The organism is Hymenobacter lapidarius (assembly GCF_001816145.1).
Taxonomy (GTDB): domain Bacteria; phylum Bacteroidota; class Bacteroidia; order Cytophagales; family Hymenobacteraceae; genus Hymenobacter; species Hymenobacter lapidarius.
Window position 1 is genome coordinate 216387 of record NZ_MDZB01000074.1, and the last position, 13727, is coordinate 230113.

The window sequence follows — 13727 nt, forward strand, 5'->3', positions numbered from 1 at the left end:
GCGGCGGCCGTTCCAATGCCTCCCGGCCGTACCAATTTGGCAAGGCATGGAAGCCAAAGGGAAGCACGCCACACACGACACTTTTCAGGTTCTGCAGCGAAAGCACGCGCTACTACGCCCTGGCTCCTAATCTGTTCTGGCCAAGTCAAGTAACCGCTGAGCACACTTTATCCGGCTTGATACATGCGTTTTTTAAGGCCCAATGCGCTAGTCGTCCTCATAATCCAGGCCCAGGCAGGCGTTCAAGGCTTGCATGAGTTCGCTGGCTGCGTGCTGCTGGCCGGCTTTGCGGGCCACCACCAAACCGGTGCGGTAAACTTTTTCGGCTTCGTTTTTCTTATCAAACTGCTCGAGTAGCTTGCCCGCGTGGTAATAGGTGCCCACGTAATCAGGATGCTCGGCAAGTAGTTTTTCATAATACCCCCAGGCCTTTTCCGGCTCCTGCGCCCGGTATTCGGTAGCCAGGGCATAAATGGTAAAGGCATCGTTGGGGTCGGCGTCGTAGAAGGCCAGCAGTTGCTGCAAACGGGTGGGCGGTGTGTTCATTCGGGGGTGGTTTCGGGTTATCTTTGCGCCAAATTTGCGGTTTTTCCGCGTAGCATCTCATTTTCTTTCGTTTCAGCCCGCTTGCATGAAATTTCTCGTTTGCATCAGTAACGTGCCCGACACGACCACCAAAATCACCTTCACGCCCGATAACAAGGAGTTTAACAAGGCCGGGGTGCAGTTCGTAATTAACCCTTGGGACGAATACGCCCTCACCCGCGCCATTGAGCTGAAAGAGGCCGCCGGCAGCGGCACCGTCACCGTGCTCAACGTGGGCGAAGCCGACACCGAGCCGAACATCCGCAAGGCCCTGGCCATTGGCGCCGACGACGCCATTCGCGTGAATGCTGCTCCGCAGGACGCCTACTTCGTAGCCGAGCAGATTGCGGCCATCGCCAAAGAAGGCGCCTACGACGTGATTTTGATGGGCAAAGAGAGCATCGACTACAACGGCTTTCAGGTGCACGGCATGGTGGGCGAAATGCTGGGCATTCCCACGGTGGCCCCGGCCATGAAGCTGGACCTGAGCGGCAACACCGCCACGTTGGAGCGCGAAATTGAAGGCGGCAAGGAGATTGTGAGCGTCAACACGCCCTTCGTGGCCTCCTGCCAGCAGCCCATGTGCGAGCCCCGCATCCCCAACATGCGCGGTATTATGACGGCCCGCACCAAGCCCCTGAAAGTGGTAGAGCCCGTGGGCGAACCCGCCCGCACCGCCGTGGCCGAGTTTGCGCTGCCCGCGAAGAAGCAGGGCGTGAAGCTCATTGATGCCGAAAACGCCGGCGAGCTCATCAAGCTGCTGCGCAACGAAGCCAAGGTTATTTAATGAAGAATGAAGAATGAGGAATGAAGAATTGCTAGTAAGCCTGACTTCAATTTTCTCATTCTTCATTCTTAATTCCTCATTCTTCATTAAAAAGAAATGTCAGTATTAGTAGTAGTTGAATGCGCCGACGGCGAAGTAAAAAAGTCCTCGCTGGAAGTGGCCTCCTACGGGGCCGAGGTGGCCGCCATGCTGGGCACCACCGCCACCGCAATTGCGGTGGGCGAAGCCACCACGGCCAATCTGGCCACGCTGGGCGAGCAGGGCATCAGCAAGGTGCTTTATGACGCTGAGCCGCGCCTGAAAGACTTTGTCAACAATGCCTACACCAAGCTCATCGCCACGGCGACCGAGCAGGAGCAGGCTAAAATCATCATCCTCGCCAACTCCAACATTGGCGCGGCAGTGGGTTCGCGCCTGTCGGTGCGGCTCAAAGCCAGCCTAGCCACCAACGTGGTGGAGCTGCCCAAAACGGCCGACGGCCAGTTTGTGGTGCGGCGCGGTGCTTTCTCGGGCAAGGCGTTTTCGGACGTGGTGCTGAGCGGCGACCGTAAAATCATCGCCGTGAAAAAGAACTCGACCGAAGCCAAGCACGAAGCCGGCAAAACGGCGGAAGTAACCAGCTTCTCGGCCCAGCTCACGGACGCTGACTTCGCCGATGCCCCCACCCAGGTGGTGATGCAGGACCAAGCCGGCGGCGTGCTGCTGCCCGAGGCTGACTTGGTGGTATCCGGTGGCCGCGGCATGAAAGGCCCCGAGAACTGGGGCCTAATTGAGGAACTAGCTAAGGCCCTGGGCGCGGCTACGGCCTGCTCCAAGCCGGTGTCGGACGTCGATTGGCGCCCTCACCACGAGCACGTGGGCCAGACCGGCATCACGGTTTCGCCTAACTTATACATTGCCTGCGGCATTTCGGGCGCTATCCAGCACCTGGCCGGTGTGAACAGCAGCAAGGTGATTGTGGTCATCAACAAAGACCCCGAAGCGCCTTTCTTCAAAGCGGCCGACTACGGCATTGTGGGCGACGTATTCGACGTGCTGCCCAAGCTGACTGCCGCCGTAAAAGCGCTAGGCTAATATTTTTTTTCAATCATTTGGGGACTCGGGGGGCTGGTTTTCGCAGGAAAACCAGGGGCCTGAGTCCCCAAATGTTTTGATAAGCGGCCGCCGAAGGAAGATTTCCGCGCTTGGTAACCGGACTTTTCTTTATTTGCACGTACATCTCCTGGCCCCGCCGCCACGGCGCACCGCCCACCCTTCCCCAGCACCAAGACCCAACTTCCCCATTCCCTTGAAAAAAATCCAGCTTGAAATCCTGGGCCTTTCGTCCAGCCAGTCACAATCTGGCTCCTTTGCGCTGATTTTGGGCGAGAAGGGCGGCAACCGCCGTTTGCCCATCATCATTGGCATGTTCGAAGCGCAAAGCATTGCCATCCAAATCGAAAAAATCAGCCCCAACCGGCCGCTTACCCACGACTTGTTCAAATCCTTTGCCGAGCACGTGCACGTGGTGATTTTGGAAGTGGTGATTTCTGATTTGAAAGAGGGCGTCTTTTATTCCCGCATTGTGTGCTCCGATGGGGCCACGACTTTCGATATCGACGCCCGCCCCTCCGATGCCATTGCCATTGGCCTGCGGTTTGGGGTGCCCATTTTCACGGTTGAAAGCGTGCTCAGCGAAGCCGGCATCATTCTCTCTGACCTTGACGAAGCTGAAGGCGAAACCGACGATGAAGACGAGGATGACGACGAAGACGACACTGATTCGGACTCGCCGCGGCCCAGCCGCGCGCAGCCAGAGCCCCGCGACCCGAGCGGCCAGGTCTCGCTGGATGAGCTCACCAAGATGCTCGCCCAGGCCCTGGAGAAAGAAGACTATGAGAAAGCCGCCAAAATCCGCGACGAGTTGAACAAGCGCAACGGCTAAACATTGCTTTCGTCCCCGAACCATTACTAAAAACGTTGCTCCCAGCCCGGGAGCAGCGTTTTTGCTTTCTTTACCGTCATGAACCCAACCACCGAATCCCTCAGCTTTCCCATTGGCCGCGCGCAGCTGCCCGAAGGCGCCCTTAACCCGGCCGAGCGCACGGCCCTTATTCAACAGATTGCCGACCTGCCGGCGCAGCTCACGGCCGTGGCCAAGGCCATAGGCGGCACGGGCCTGGAGCGCCCCTACCGCCCCGGCGGCTGGAACGGCCGGCAGGTAATTCACCACCTGGCCGACTCGCACATGAACTGCTACTTCCGTTTCCGCCTGGCTCTGACGGAGGACAACCCCACCGTGCGCCCCTACGACGAGCAAGCCTGGGCCGAGCTGCCCGATGTAGCGGCCACGCCCATCACGGTGTCACTAACGCTGCTGGAACCCCTGCACACACGCTGGGTGACGCTGCTGCACCACATGAGCGCCGAGCAGTGGCAGCGCACGTTCTACCATCCGGGCACCAAGCGCGATTTTACCCTCGACCAAGCCCTGGCGATGTATGCTTGGCACGGTCAGCACCACTTGGGCCACCTGAAACTGTTGCTGGAGTAGGGGTTTCGTAGCAGCTTTCAAAATGCTTTAGCTGGTCGATTAATCAGACGCCTCCCCCCCCGGCTTCCTCTCCAAGAAAGAGAGGGGGAGTGAGGCGTGCACTTGCGCCGGTTGTACGGCTGTTTAGCAACGCAAAAAGCAGCGCCCCCTGCGTGCTCAACTCAGAGGGCGCTGCTTTTTGGATACGCTCTGGCGGGGACTAGATGCCGGCGCCGGCGTCGCCTTCTTCCGCGAAGGCGGCGATGCCGCCTTCGGTTTCGTCGTCGATGCGCTTGGCTGCCCGCACCAGGCTGCTGCTGAAGATGAAGTCTCTCAACTCGGGAACCGTGGCGTTCAGAATTTCTTCCTTGGTACCGTCCCAGAGTTTTTTGCCTTGGTGCAGGAAAATGATGTGCTCCCCAATCTCAATCACGGAGTTCATATCGTGCGTCACGATGACGGTGGTAATATCGTATTCGTGGGTGATTTCGTGAATGAGCTGGTCGATTTTGATGCTCGTGGCGGGGTCGAGGCCGGAGTTGGGTTCGTCGCAAAACAGGTAGGTACACTGCGGGGCAATGGCCCGGGCAATGCCCACGCGCTTCTTCATGCCGCCCGAAATCTCGGCGGGCATCTTGTTACCGGCGTTTTCCAGGCCCACGCGCTTCAGGCAGAATTCTACCCGGTCGCGCCGCTCTTCAGGGGTCATTTCGGGCGTCAGCATTTGTAGCGGGAATTCTACGTTCTGGGCCACCGTCATGGAGTCGAACAGAGCCGAGCCCTGGAAGAGCATCCCGATTTTGCGCCGGATTTCCTGCCGGATATCGACCTTGCTGTTGGTGTATATTGTGCCATCGAAGGTGATGGAGCCGATGTCGGGCTTCATCAGGCCCACAATGCACTGGAGCAGCACGCTTTTGCCGGTGCCGGAACCGCCCAGCAGCAGGTTGCACTTGCCGGTTTCGAACACGCATGAAATCCCCTTGAGCACGGGCGTGCCGTCGAAGGACTTTTCAATATTGGATACTTCAATCATGTTAGTTGTCCGTTGATAGTTGCTCGTTATTGGTTGCCAGCGTTGCACCGTTGCCCGTCAGGTACTGCCTGACAACGAACAACGAGCAACAGACAACTAAATCATAGCAGCAACGCCGCCAACGCAAAGTCAGCAAGCAGAATGGCAATGATGGAGTTGGTTACCGCGCCGGTGCTGGCTGCGCCTACTTCGAGGGCGCCGCCAGTGGTGTAGTAGCCCTTGAAAGCCGAAATGCCGGAGACTAGAAAAGCGAATACTACTGCTTTGATGAGGGCAAACAAGATGTTGTACGGAATGAAATCCGTGCGAATGCCCTCAATGTAATCCTGCGAGGTCATCACGCCCGTGAGGGTGCCCGCCAAGAACCCGCCCACCATGGATAGCATCATGGCCAAAATAACCAGCAACGGGAACATGAGCAAGGCCGCAATGATGCGCGGCAGCACCAGGTAAGACGTGGAGTTGATGCCCATTACTTCGAGCGCCGACACCTGCTCGGTGATGCGCATGGTGCCCAAGCCGCCCGCAATGCTGCTGCCCACTTTGCCGGCCAGCACGATGCTGGTGATGGTGGGGGCAAGCTCCAGAATGGTCATTTCGCGCACCATGAAGCCGATGGTGGACTGCGGTATGAGCGGGTTGGTGAGGTTGTAGGCAATCTGCACGCAGGTAACGGCCCCGATGAACGCCGAAACGATGGAGACAATGACGATGGAGTCGACCCCGATGAGCATGGCCTCTTCCATGGTGCGGTTCCAGAGCACCCGAAAACTCTCGGTGCGCGTGACCATGCCACGTAGAAAAAGGACGAACGTACCAAAAGTTTTGAGCATTGGGCAGGAGTTGGGGAATAAAAACCGAAGTTTGGGCGGCCGTGTTGCTGCTAGCGAGAGGCGGTGCAATGCGGCACCTTACGTAAAATCAGAAGCAAAAAGTGCAAACGAACGAAAAATTAATTGTCGTCACCGGCGGCAGCAAAGGTATTGGCCGCGCCGTAGTGTCGCGCTTTCTGCAGGCGGGCTACCCAGTGGCCACCTGCGCCCGGTCGGCCGACGATTTGGCTGCCCTTACAACCGCCATGCGGGACGTTATTCCCGGCGCCATACTTCATACCCTGCCGGCCGACCTCAGCCGGGCCGAAGACTGCGCGCGTTTCGCGGCTTTCGTGCTGGCGCTGGGCCTGCCCGTGGAAGTGCTGGTGAACAACGCCGGCGCCTTCGTCCCCGGCCGCCTCCAGGACGAGCCCGCTGACGGCTCGCAGCTCCGCCAGATGCTGGCCGTGAACCTGCTGAGTGCCTACGACGTGACCTTGCCCCTGCTGCCGGGCTTAATTGGCCGGCGCCGCGGGCACATTTTTACCATTTGCTCCACAGCCAGCATCACGGCCTACCCCAACGGCGGCTCCTACGGCATTGCCAAGCACGCGCTGCTGGGCTTCACCAAAAACCTGCGCGAGGAGCTCAAACCCAGCGGGGTGCGTGTGACGGCCGTGCTCCCCGGCCCCACCCTGACGGCTAGTTGGGAGGGCATAGACCTGCCCGCCGACCGGTTCGTGAAATCCGAAGACGTAGCCGAGGCCTTGTTTGCGGCGTATTCCCTCTCGCCCCAGGCTGTGATTGAGGAGTTGTTGATTCGGCCCCAACTGGGAGATTTGTAGGGTTTTACTCGGTTTTTTGGCTCCCCTTGCCCGTAATCCTAATTTCGGTAAAGGCCGGGTTGCCGCCATAGTAGAGCGTGCCGGTGCCGGCGTGGGTACCGGCCACGGCGTCGGAAGCGCGCACGTGGGCATCGCCGCCGCTGTCGCGTGTCATCGTGAAATAGCAGCGGCGCAGGGCCAGATTTTGGGCAAACAGCCGGCCGATGCCGCCCAGGGTGAAGTTCATTTCCTCGGCAGTGCCGCGCACATTGATGTCGCCCAGCTCGTACTGGTCGAGGAAGAGCAGCTTGGCTTTCACGTCGATGTCGTAATCGCCGGAGCCGATGTTGTGGAAGAAAATAGTGTCCTGCACGAACTGGCCCACAGTGCTGCCGTTGCCCTGCCCCCGCAAAAACACGTTGGTGATGCTGGGCAGGTGCAGCGTGACCACCCGGGGCGAGTCGTAGCGGCGGGCCCAGTTGCAGCGGCTGGTGTTGGCAATTTCCAGGCTGTTGCCCTTGCGGGTGAATTCGATGTCGCCAATCAGGTTTTTGCCGGCGCGCACCTCGGCATAGGTTTGGGTGTCCTGCACCAGGCGCAGGTCCACGTTGTCGTAGGCCGTTACGGTGACGAGGCCGGCTTCCACGGCACGGCGTTCGGTGATGATGGGGCCGGTGCTTTTCAGGCAGTCGCCGCCGTGGCCGGGCCCGCAGGCGCTCAGGCCCGCCAGCAACGCCAGGCCCGCTATGGCCCGACCCACCAGAGCCCGCCCCCCAAACCCTCCGGCGCGGCTAACTTGCGGCCGCAAACTCGTATCACGCATTTGCTTTTCAAATTTTATCAAAGATAAATGGACCTTACCGGCAAAGTCGCCATCGTTACCGGCGCAAGCAAAGGAATAGGCCGCGCCACCGTGGAAGCGCTGCTGGCCCGCGGTGCCGCCGTAGCCGGCTGGGGCCGCACCGCCCCCGAAGGCCTGGTGCATGAGCGGTTTCAGTTTTTTGAGTGCGACGTGCGCGACGAAGTGGCCGTGGCCGAAGCCCTGACCAACACCCTGCGCGAGCTGGGCCCCGACATTCACGTGCTGGTGAACAACGCGGGCCTGGGCATTGCGGGAGCTGTTGACGGGTTTAAGTCCGAAGACTGGAAGCTGATGTTCGACACCAACGTGCACGGCACTTTTTTCTGCTCACGCGCCGTGCTGCCGCAGATGAAGCGCCAGCAGCTGGGCCACATCATCAACATTGCCAGCATTGCGGGTACCACCGGCATCGAGAACATGGCCGGCTACTGCGCCACCAAATTTGCGGTGCGCGGCTTTTCGCAGTCCTTATTTAAGGAGGTGCGCAACGATGGCATCAAAGTCACGTGTGTTAGTCCGGGCTCGACGCAGACCAACTTCTTCGACGACATTCCGGGTGCCACGCCCAACGACTCGATGATGAGCCCGGCCGACATTGCCGGTTTTATTATCTACTCTTTGGAAACGCCTTTTAACTTTCACGTGGTGGAAGTGGAAATGCGGCCACTCCAACCAAAGAAGTAACCCGGCATCGCCTAGTCCTTTTAAATACTTCGTTTTCTACCCATGAAAAGAATGTTCGCCGCCGTTGTAGCCGTTCTTGGCGTTGCCGAAATTGGCCACGCCCAAACCGGCGAGCAGGCGCTGGCGCAGTACCGGGCTGCCCTGGGCACGCTCAATACGGTGGCCTACCACGTGCAGCGAATTGATACGTTCCCCAACAAATCTGTTTGGAACCGCAAGGGGCAGGCCATTATGCAGCGCGACGCCGCGAGCAGTGTCCTCGGAGCGCGGTTTCTGGGCACCCGCTTCGACGCGGCACGAGGGTACTGGTACGACGGCAAAGTCGGCTACGAGTTGGATGATAAAGCCAAGACTTTCAGACTAGAAAACAACCCTTATGCCCCCGGCCTACCAGGTAGCCCCGGCGGACAGATGCTGGTTCCGGAACTTCTGGCCATTGAGCCGGGCTACGAATCCGTGACCTACCAAACCGGGCCACAGGGAGCCATCCTACGGCTGCACTACCCCGACCTTCCCAACGTTGACGAGCGGAACCGCTACACCTACCTCGTGCTGGACGAAGCTACCAAACGCCCGAAAATGGTGCGCACGGTAAGCCAAAAAGCCGGGGGCCAGTCGAGTATCATCAAGATTTTGTCTGAAACCCGAGTCAATAATCCCCTTGACGAGCAAGTCCTGGCAAGCAAGTCGTTTCTGACGACCCACACGGCCGCTCCCGTCGTGGCCGAAGAGCCGCGCAAGGCGTTGGCACTTGTGGGGAAGCCTGCGCCGGCGTTCAAGCTGGTCAACTTTGCTAAAGCGCCGGTTCAGCTTAGCAGCTACCGCGGCAAAACTGTGCTGCTTGACTTCTGGACCACTTCCTGCAGCCCTTGCATTGCGGCGATGCCTGAAATACAACACTTGCAGGACGAATACGCCAAACAGGGATTCGTCGTTCTGGGCGTGTTGATGGACCCGAAAAGTGCGGAACGAGCGCAGGGAATCATGAAGCGGCAGCGAGCCCGCTACGCCACCGTGCTGGGCAGCGAGGCGGTGGAAGCGGCGTACCAACTAAACTCCTTTCCCCGCTATGTGCTCATTGGCAAAAACGGCAAAGTAGTTCTTGATGAATCCGGGTATACTCCTCAACTTGAAGCGGCCATCAAAGCAGCCTTGAAAGAATAATTTAGCGAGCCAACACTGCTCTTCTGATGGTAGAAATAGAAAACCTGACCAAGACCTACGGCGCCCAAAACGCCGTGGACAACATCAGCTTCACCGCTGGCAAGGGGGAAATAGTGGGCTTTCTGGGGCCGAATGGCGCGGGCAAAAGCACCACCATGAAGGTTGCCACCGGCTACCTTCCGCCCACTGCCGGCACTGTGCGCGTGGCCGGGTTCGATGTGCTCACCCACAGCCTCGACGTGCGCCGCCACGTAGGCTACCTGCCCGAGCACAACCCGCTGTACCTGGACATGTACGTGCACGAGTACCTCGAATTCATCGGGTCGGTGCACGGGCTGCGGGGCGCGGGCCTGCGCAACCGCGTGGGCGAGCTGGTGCGCCGCGTGGGCCTGAGCCGCGAGCAAAACAAGCAGATTGGCGCGTTGAGCAAAGGCTACCGGCAGCGCGTGGGCCTGGCCCAGGCCCTCATTCACGACCCCGACGTGCTCATTCTCGACGAGCCCACCACCGGCCTCGACCCCAACCAGATTCTGGAAATCCGCCAGCTCATCCGCGAGGTAGGCGAGGATAAGACCGTCATTTTCAGTACCCACATTCTGCCCGAAGTCACGGCGCTGTGCTCCCGCGTGCTCATCATCAGCCGGGGCAAGCTGGTGGCCGACAGCCCCGTGGCCGAGCTGGCCGCCCGCGCCGCCGGCGAAACCGTGGTGCGCGCCGAGTTTGAAGGCCCAGTGGACACCGCCAAGCTGGCCCAGTTGCCCAACGTGCGCCACGTCGAAACCGCCCCCGATGGCGCGGTACTGCTGCGCACCGCACCGGGCACCGACGTGCGCGCCGCCGTATCGCGCCTGGCCGGCCAGGAAGGCTGGATTCTGCTGGGCCTGCGCCAGGAGCAGCAGAGCCTGGAGGAGGTATTCGGGGAATTGACGAAGTAAGAACGACCAGACAGAGAATGACAAACAGGAACGTCATGCTGAGCGCAGCCGAAGCATCTCTACCGCAATAGTAATTATTTACTCTCTCGGTAGAGATGCTTCGGCTGCGCGGACGCCAGATGAGCATGACGTCCTTTTATTGGTATTAACGCCCTATGCTAACCATCCTCCAAAAAGAATTCAACGCTTTTCTGAACTCCCCTGTGGCCTACGTGGTGCTGGGGGTTTTTCTGATTGCGACCGGCTTGTTCGTCTGGGTGTTTCCCGACAGCAGCGTGCTGGACTACGGGTATGCCGACCTGCAAACGCTGTTCAACCTGGCCCCGTGGATATTCCTGTTCCTGATTCCGGCCATCACTATGCGCACGTTTGCGGAGGAAAAGAAAGCCGGCACCATTGAGCTGCTCCTGACCCGGCCGCTTACCGATGGTCAGATAATCGGCGGTAAGTACCTGGCCTGCCTCCTGCTGGCTCTGCTGGCGCTGGTACCCACGCTCCTGTACTACTATTCTGTGTATAAGCTGGGTAATCCGGAAGGCAACATCGACTCGGCGGCCACGGTGGGCTCGTACGTGGGCCTGGCGTTGTTGGCGGCGGTGTTTGCGGCCATTGGCGTGCTGGCCTCGGCCCTCACGCGCGACCAGATTATTGCGTTTCTGGTGGCCGTGGTGGGGTGCTTTCTCATTTACTCCGGCTTCGACTCCCTGGCCTCGGTGCTGGAAGGCAGCGCGGCGTACTACGTGGGCCAGCTGGGCATTGCGGCGCACTACCGCGACTTGAGCAAGGGGCTGGTTGATTCGCGGGACTTGGTTTATTTCTTCAGCGTGGTTGCGGTGGCCCTGCAAGCAACCCGCCTGGTACTACGGAGCCGGAATTGGTAATGGAAAATACGCTCACAGAGTGGCCGGTGGCGGCCCCGGTTCCGGCTTCCCGCAAGCGGCAGGACTTGTTGTTTTTTGCGGCGGTGCTGGGGGGCTTGCTGCTGTTCAATTTCGTTGCCCAACGCTTTTTCTTTCGCCTCGATTTGACCGAGGAAAAGCGCTACACCATGTCGCCGGCTACCAAAACGCTGCTGCGTGACCTTAAGCAGCCCGTCACCATCACGGTGTACCTCACCGGTGACTTCCCGCCCGCTTTCCGCCGCCTGGAACAGGGCGTGCGCGAAACCCTGACCGAGTTCCAGGTGTACGGCGGCGCCAACCTGAACTACATTTTCATCGACCCCAGCGCGGCCAGCACGCCCGCCGCCCGCGACGCCTTCTATCAGTCGTTGCTCAAAAAAGGGCTGAAACCCACCAACCTCGGCGCCACCGAAAACGGCAAGCGCGTAGAGAAAATCATCTTCCCCTACGCCGTGGTGAGCGTGGGCGGCCAGGACCGCAACGTGCTGCTGCTACGCGGCAACCAGGCCGCCCCGGCCGACGTGCGCCTCAACCAAAGCATTGAGGGGCTGGAATATGAGTTGGCCAGCACCGTTCGCGCGCTGGTACCCGCGCTGCGCAAGCGCATTGGCGTGGTGGAAGGCCACGGCGAGCTCACTAACGTACAGGCCGGCGACATGCTCGGCTCCTGGCAGCAGCAGTACGACGTGTTCCGCGTCACGCTTAGCAAGGTAAAGGACCTGAGCGCCCTCGACGCCATAGTAATTGCCCAGCCCAAAACCCCGTATTCGGAGGATGAAAAATTCAAGCTCGACCAGTTTATCACCCAGGGCGGCCGGGCGCTGTTTTTCGTCGATGCCCTGCGCGTGGACCTGGACAGCGTGAGCCGCAATGGCGTGGCCCTGGCCACGCCCTACGACCTTAACCTCGACGACCTTTTTTTCAAGTACGGCCTGCGTCTGAACCAGAACCTGCTGCTTGACCTCAACAGCGGCCAAATCCCGCTAGTGACTGGCATGGACGGCAACAAGCCCAAAATTGAGCCTATGCCCTGGCAGCTCTACCCGCTCATCAACAAATTCAGCGCCCATCCCATCACCCGCAACCTCGACGCGGTGTACCTGAAGTTCACGGGCAGCCTCGATACGGTGAAGGCCACTGGCATCCGCAAAACGGCCTTGCTCACCACCTCGCGCTACACCCGCGCACTGCCCGCCCCGGTGCCCATCAACTTCAACGATGCCCGCCTGGAGCCCAATCCCAAGCTCTACCAGAAAGGATTTCAGCCCGTGGGATATTTGCTGGAAGGGCAATTTCCCTCGCTGTTCGCCAACCGCGCCCGGCCCGGCACCCTGCAGTTTCAGCCCGAAAAGTCGGCAACGGCCAAACCATCCAAAATCGTGGTGCTGGCCGATGGCGACTTCATCCGCTCTGAAATTGACCCCAAAACCGGCAACCCCTACCGCCTGGGCTTCGACCGCCTCGCCAACACCGAATTCGCCAACCGCGAGCTGGTCCTGAACGCCACCGACTACCTGCTCGATGACACCGGCCTCATCGCCGTGCGCGGCAAGCAAATCACCCTCCGACCCCTCGACAAAGTGAAGCTGGCCGAAGAGCGCCGCAGCTGGCAGCTGCTGAACCTGGGCGCACCGCTGGTGCTGCTGGGGCTGTTCGGGGCCGTGCGGGCGTGGCGGCGCAAGCGGCGCTACGCGGGGTTTGGGGCGTAATAGTCGTATTTAAAGACTACCAGATTCCGGCCAGTTTGACCAATGCGTATTGGGTGTTTGCGTGGGATAGTAGTGGCTGATGTCGCCCGTAATCAACACTTTGGCGATTTGTTGCCATGTTTCATAGCTACTGGGGCGTGCCGTTTCCCACTCCTCATATTCAAACTGTCCCATTCTTTCCTCCTGCGCTCGAATCATAGCAGCGAAATCTGCTTGCGTCATTCCCTGCAAGCCGCTATTCTGCTGATTCAATTCGAAGGTTGCGGTAATGTCATTTGCCGACATCACCTTTTGCGGCCCGACATTAAAATCCTTATGATACCATTCATCAAGCACCAAAATCTTCTCAAGCTGCTGAGGTATTGATTTATACAGCTCCGCGTCAGTTGCCCGGAATAGTGCTTCATTTTGTATAATCAGCAGCCGTCCAACTTCTTCCATGCTAATTCGGTCAGGCTCGAACTCCACTAGCTCAATCCCGGCGCGTTGATATTCCGACTTATCATGGCTTAATTTCAATTGAACTCCACGTACCAATAAGCTTTGCGACGCAGGGCTTAGAAGCCCATCCGGAGCAGCTTTCTGGAAGGATTCTTCATCGATTGGATACACCGCGTAGTTATTGACATAGCGGTTGTTATACTGCTCCAGGTCAATCAGACAATTGCCGTGGTAGTAAATATTGAGTTCAATGCCTCCCCCTCGCGGATTGTAGCCCACTATTTCGGCCGCAATTGCCCAATCCTCATCACTGCGAAACAGATTTAGTCGCGTATCAATGAGGTAAGTGTAGGGATGATTTAAGTGGTAGCGCATAAGTAAACGCATAAGTTTAGGGGCCGTAGTTTCGCCCCATGCGTGCCCCCCTTGCCCTAAGCCCCGACGAAGCCACGACCCTTGACGCGTGTAGCCACC

15 protein-coding genes are annotated in these 13727 nt (G+C 59.1%); 10 read left to right on the forward strand and 5 right to left on the reverse strand.

Going from position 1 to position 13727, the window contains the following annotated elements:
* Window positions 1-207 precede the first annotated feature (207 nt).
* A complete protein-coding gene (locus BEN47_RS05290) occupies window positions 208-546 on the reverse strand; it encodes a tetratricopeptide repeat protein (protein ID WP_070725814.1) in 339 nt (112 codons plus the stop codon).
* A gap of 85 nt (window positions 547-631) precedes the next feature.
* Between BEN47_RS05290 and BEN47_RS05295 the strand changes: the two genes are divergently transcribed.
* From BEN47_RS05295 to BEN47_RS05310, 4 genes are all read left to right on the forward strand, one after another.
* The gene (locus tag BEN47_RS05295; RefSeq protein WP_070725816.1) at window positions 632-1372 is read left to right on the forward strand and encodes an electron transfer flavoprotein subunit beta/FixA family protein; all 741 of its coding nucleotides are present in this window, start codon (window positions 632-634) and stop codon (window positions 1370-1372) included.
* Window positions 1373-1468: 96 nt separating this feature from the next.
* Window positions 1469-2446 carry an electron transfer flavoprotein subunit alpha/FixB family protein gene (locus BEN47_RS05300; protein WP_070725819.1) on the forward strand — a complete coding sequence of 326 codons (978 nt, stop codon included), beginning with the start codon at window positions 1469-1471 and terminating at the stop codon, window positions 2444-2446.
* Between the two features lie 214 nt (window positions 2447-2660).
* On the forward strand, window positions 2661-3296 hold the full coding sequence (locus BEN47_RS05305; RefSeq protein WP_070725820.1) for a bifunctional nuclease family protein: 636 nt from the start codon (window positions 2661-2663) through the stop codon (window positions 3294-3296).
* Window positions 3297-3374: 78 nt separating this feature from the next.
* Window positions 3375-3905 carry a YfiT family bacillithiol transferase gene (locus tag BEN47_RS05310; protein WP_070725823.1) on the forward strand — a complete coding sequence of 177 codons (531 nt, stop codon included), beginning with the start codon at window positions 3375-3377 and terminating at the stop codon, window positions 3903-3905.
* Window positions 3906-4104: 199 nt separating this feature from the next.
* Here the strand turns inward: BEN47_RS05310 and BEN47_RS05315 are convergent, their stop codons facing one another.
* Together BEN47_RS05315 and BEN47_RS05320 are read right to left on the reverse strand one after the other, a co-directional pair.
* A complete protein-coding gene (locus BEN47_RS05315; protein ID WP_070725825.1) occupies window positions 4105-4920 on the reverse strand; it encodes an ABC transporter ATP-binding protein in 816 nt (271 codons plus the stop codon).
* Window positions 4921-5021: 101 nt separating this feature from the next.
* The gene (locus BEN47_RS05320; RefSeq protein ID WP_070725827.1) at window positions 5022-5753 is read right to left on the reverse strand and encodes an MlaE family ABC transporter permease; all 732 of its coding nucleotides are present in this window, start codon (window positions 5751-5753) and stop codon (window positions 5022-5024) included.
* A 101-nt stretch (window positions 5754-5854) separates the two neighbouring features.
* Between BEN47_RS05320 and BEN47_RS05325 the strand changes: the two genes are divergently transcribed.
* Complete coding sequence (locus BEN47_RS05325) at window positions 5855-6577, forward strand: SDR family oxidoreductase (RefSeq protein ID WP_070725829.1); 723 nt, start codon at window positions 5855-5857, stop codon at window positions 6575-6577.
* A 4-nt stretch (window positions 6578-6581) separates the two neighbouring features.
* On the opposite strand, the gene BEN47_RS05330 is transcribed toward BEN47_RS05325, so the two are convergent.
* Entirely contained in the window at window positions 6582-7379 is a 798-nt protein-coding gene (locus BEN47_RS05330; protein WP_125921511.1) for a GIN domain-containing protein, read from the reverse strand.
* A 27-nt stretch (window positions 7380-7406) separates the two neighbouring features.
* On the opposite strand from BEN47_RS05330, the gene BEN47_RS05335 reads away from it, so the two are divergent.
* From BEN47_RS05335 to gldG, 5 genes are all read left to right on the forward strand, one after another.
* Window positions 7407-8102, forward strand: a complete 696-nt coding sequence (locus BEN47_RS05335; protein WP_070725832.1) for an SDR family oxidoreductase — start codon at window positions 7407-7409, stop codon at window positions 8100-8102.
* A 42-nt stretch (window positions 8103-8144) separates the two neighbouring features.
* Complete coding sequence (locus tag BEN47_RS05340) at window positions 8145-9266, forward strand: TlpA family protein disulfide reductase (RefSeq protein WP_083322134.1); 1122 nt, start codon at window positions 8145-8147, stop codon at window positions 9264-9266.
* 26 nt (window positions 9267-9292) lie between these two features.
* Window positions 9293-10201, forward strand: a complete 909-nt coding sequence (gene gldA, locus BEN47_RS05345) for a gliding motility-associated ABC transporter ATP-binding subunit GldA (protein WP_083322135.1) — start codon at window positions 9293-9295, stop codon at window positions 10199-10201.
* A gap of 155 nt (window positions 10202-10356) precedes the next feature.
* Window positions 10357-11082 carry a gliding motility-associated ABC transporter permease subunit GldF gene (gldF, locus tag BEN47_RS05350; RefSeq protein ID WP_070725839.1) on the forward strand — a complete coding sequence of 242 codons (726 nt, stop codon included), beginning with the start codon at window positions 10357-10359 and terminating at the stop codon, window positions 11080-11082.
* A complete protein-coding gene (gldG, locus tag BEN47_RS05355; protein WP_070725841.1) occupies window positions 11082-12812 on the forward strand; it encodes a gliding motility-associated ABC transporter substrate-binding protein GldG in 1731 nt (576 codons plus the stop codon). The genes gldF and gldG overlap by 1 nt, the downstream gene beginning before the upstream one ends.
* A 9-nt stretch (window positions 12813-12821) precedes the next feature.
* Here gldG and BEN47_RS05360 read toward each other — a convergent pair.
* Window positions 12822-13727 (reverse strand): DUF7003 family protein (locus tag BEN47_RS05360; protein ID WP_204378281.1); only part of this gene is annotated, 906 nt, incomplete at its 5' end.

What these genes read in the sequence shown, in the direction of transcription:
- BEN47_RS05335 (WP_070725832.1), top strand. Translation starts at nt 7,407, where the DNA reads ATGGACCTTACCGGCAAAGTCGCCATCGTTACCGGCGCAAGCAAAGGA.
- BEN47_RS05315 (WP_070725825.1), bottom strand. Translation starts at nt 4,920, where the DNA reads ATGATTGAAGTATCCAATATTGAAAAGTCCTTCGACGGCACGCCCGTG.
- BEN47_RS05295 (WP_070725816.1), top strand. Translation starts at nt 632, where the DNA reads ATGAAATTTCTCGTTTGCATCAGTAACGTGCCCGACACGACCACCAAA.
- BEN47_RS05320 (WP_070725827.1), bottom strand. Translation starts at nt 5,753, where the DNA reads ATGCTCAAAACTTTTGGTACGTTCGTCCTTTTTCTACGTGGCATGGTC.
- BEN47_RS05340 (WP_083322134.1), top strand. Translation starts at nt 8,145, where the DNA reads ATGAAAAGAATGTTCGCCGCCGTTGTAGCCGTTCTTGGCGTTGCCGAA.
- gldF (WP_070725839.1), top strand. Translation starts at nt 10,357, where the DNA reads ATGCTAACCATCCTCCAAAAAGAATTCAACGCTTTTCTGAACTCCCCT.
- gldA (WP_083322135.1), top strand. Translation starts at nt 9,293, where the DNA reads ATGGTAGAAATAGAAAACCTGACCAAGACCTACGGCGCCCAAAACGCC.
- BEN47_RS05310 (WP_070725823.1), top strand. Translation starts at nt 3,375, where the DNA reads ATGAACCCAACCACCGAATCCCTCAGCTTTCCCATTGGCCGCGCGCAG.
- gldG (WP_070725841.1), top strand. Translation starts at nt 11,082, where the DNA reads ATGGAAAATACGCTCACAGAGTGGCCGGTGGCGGCCCCGGTTCCGGCT.
- BEN47_RS05330 (WP_125921511.1), bottom strand. Translation starts at nt 7,379, where the DNA reads ATGCGTGATACGAGTTTGCGGCCGCAAGTTAGCCGCGCCGGAGGGTTT.
- BEN47_RS05290 (WP_070725814.1), bottom strand. Translation starts at nt 546, where the DNA reads ATGAACACACCGCCCACCCGTTTGCAGCAACTGCTGGCCTTCTACGAC.
- BEN47_RS05300 (WP_070725819.1), top strand. Translation starts at nt 1,469, where the DNA reads ATGTCAGTATTAGTAGTAGTTGAATGCGCCGACGGCGAAGTAAAAAAG.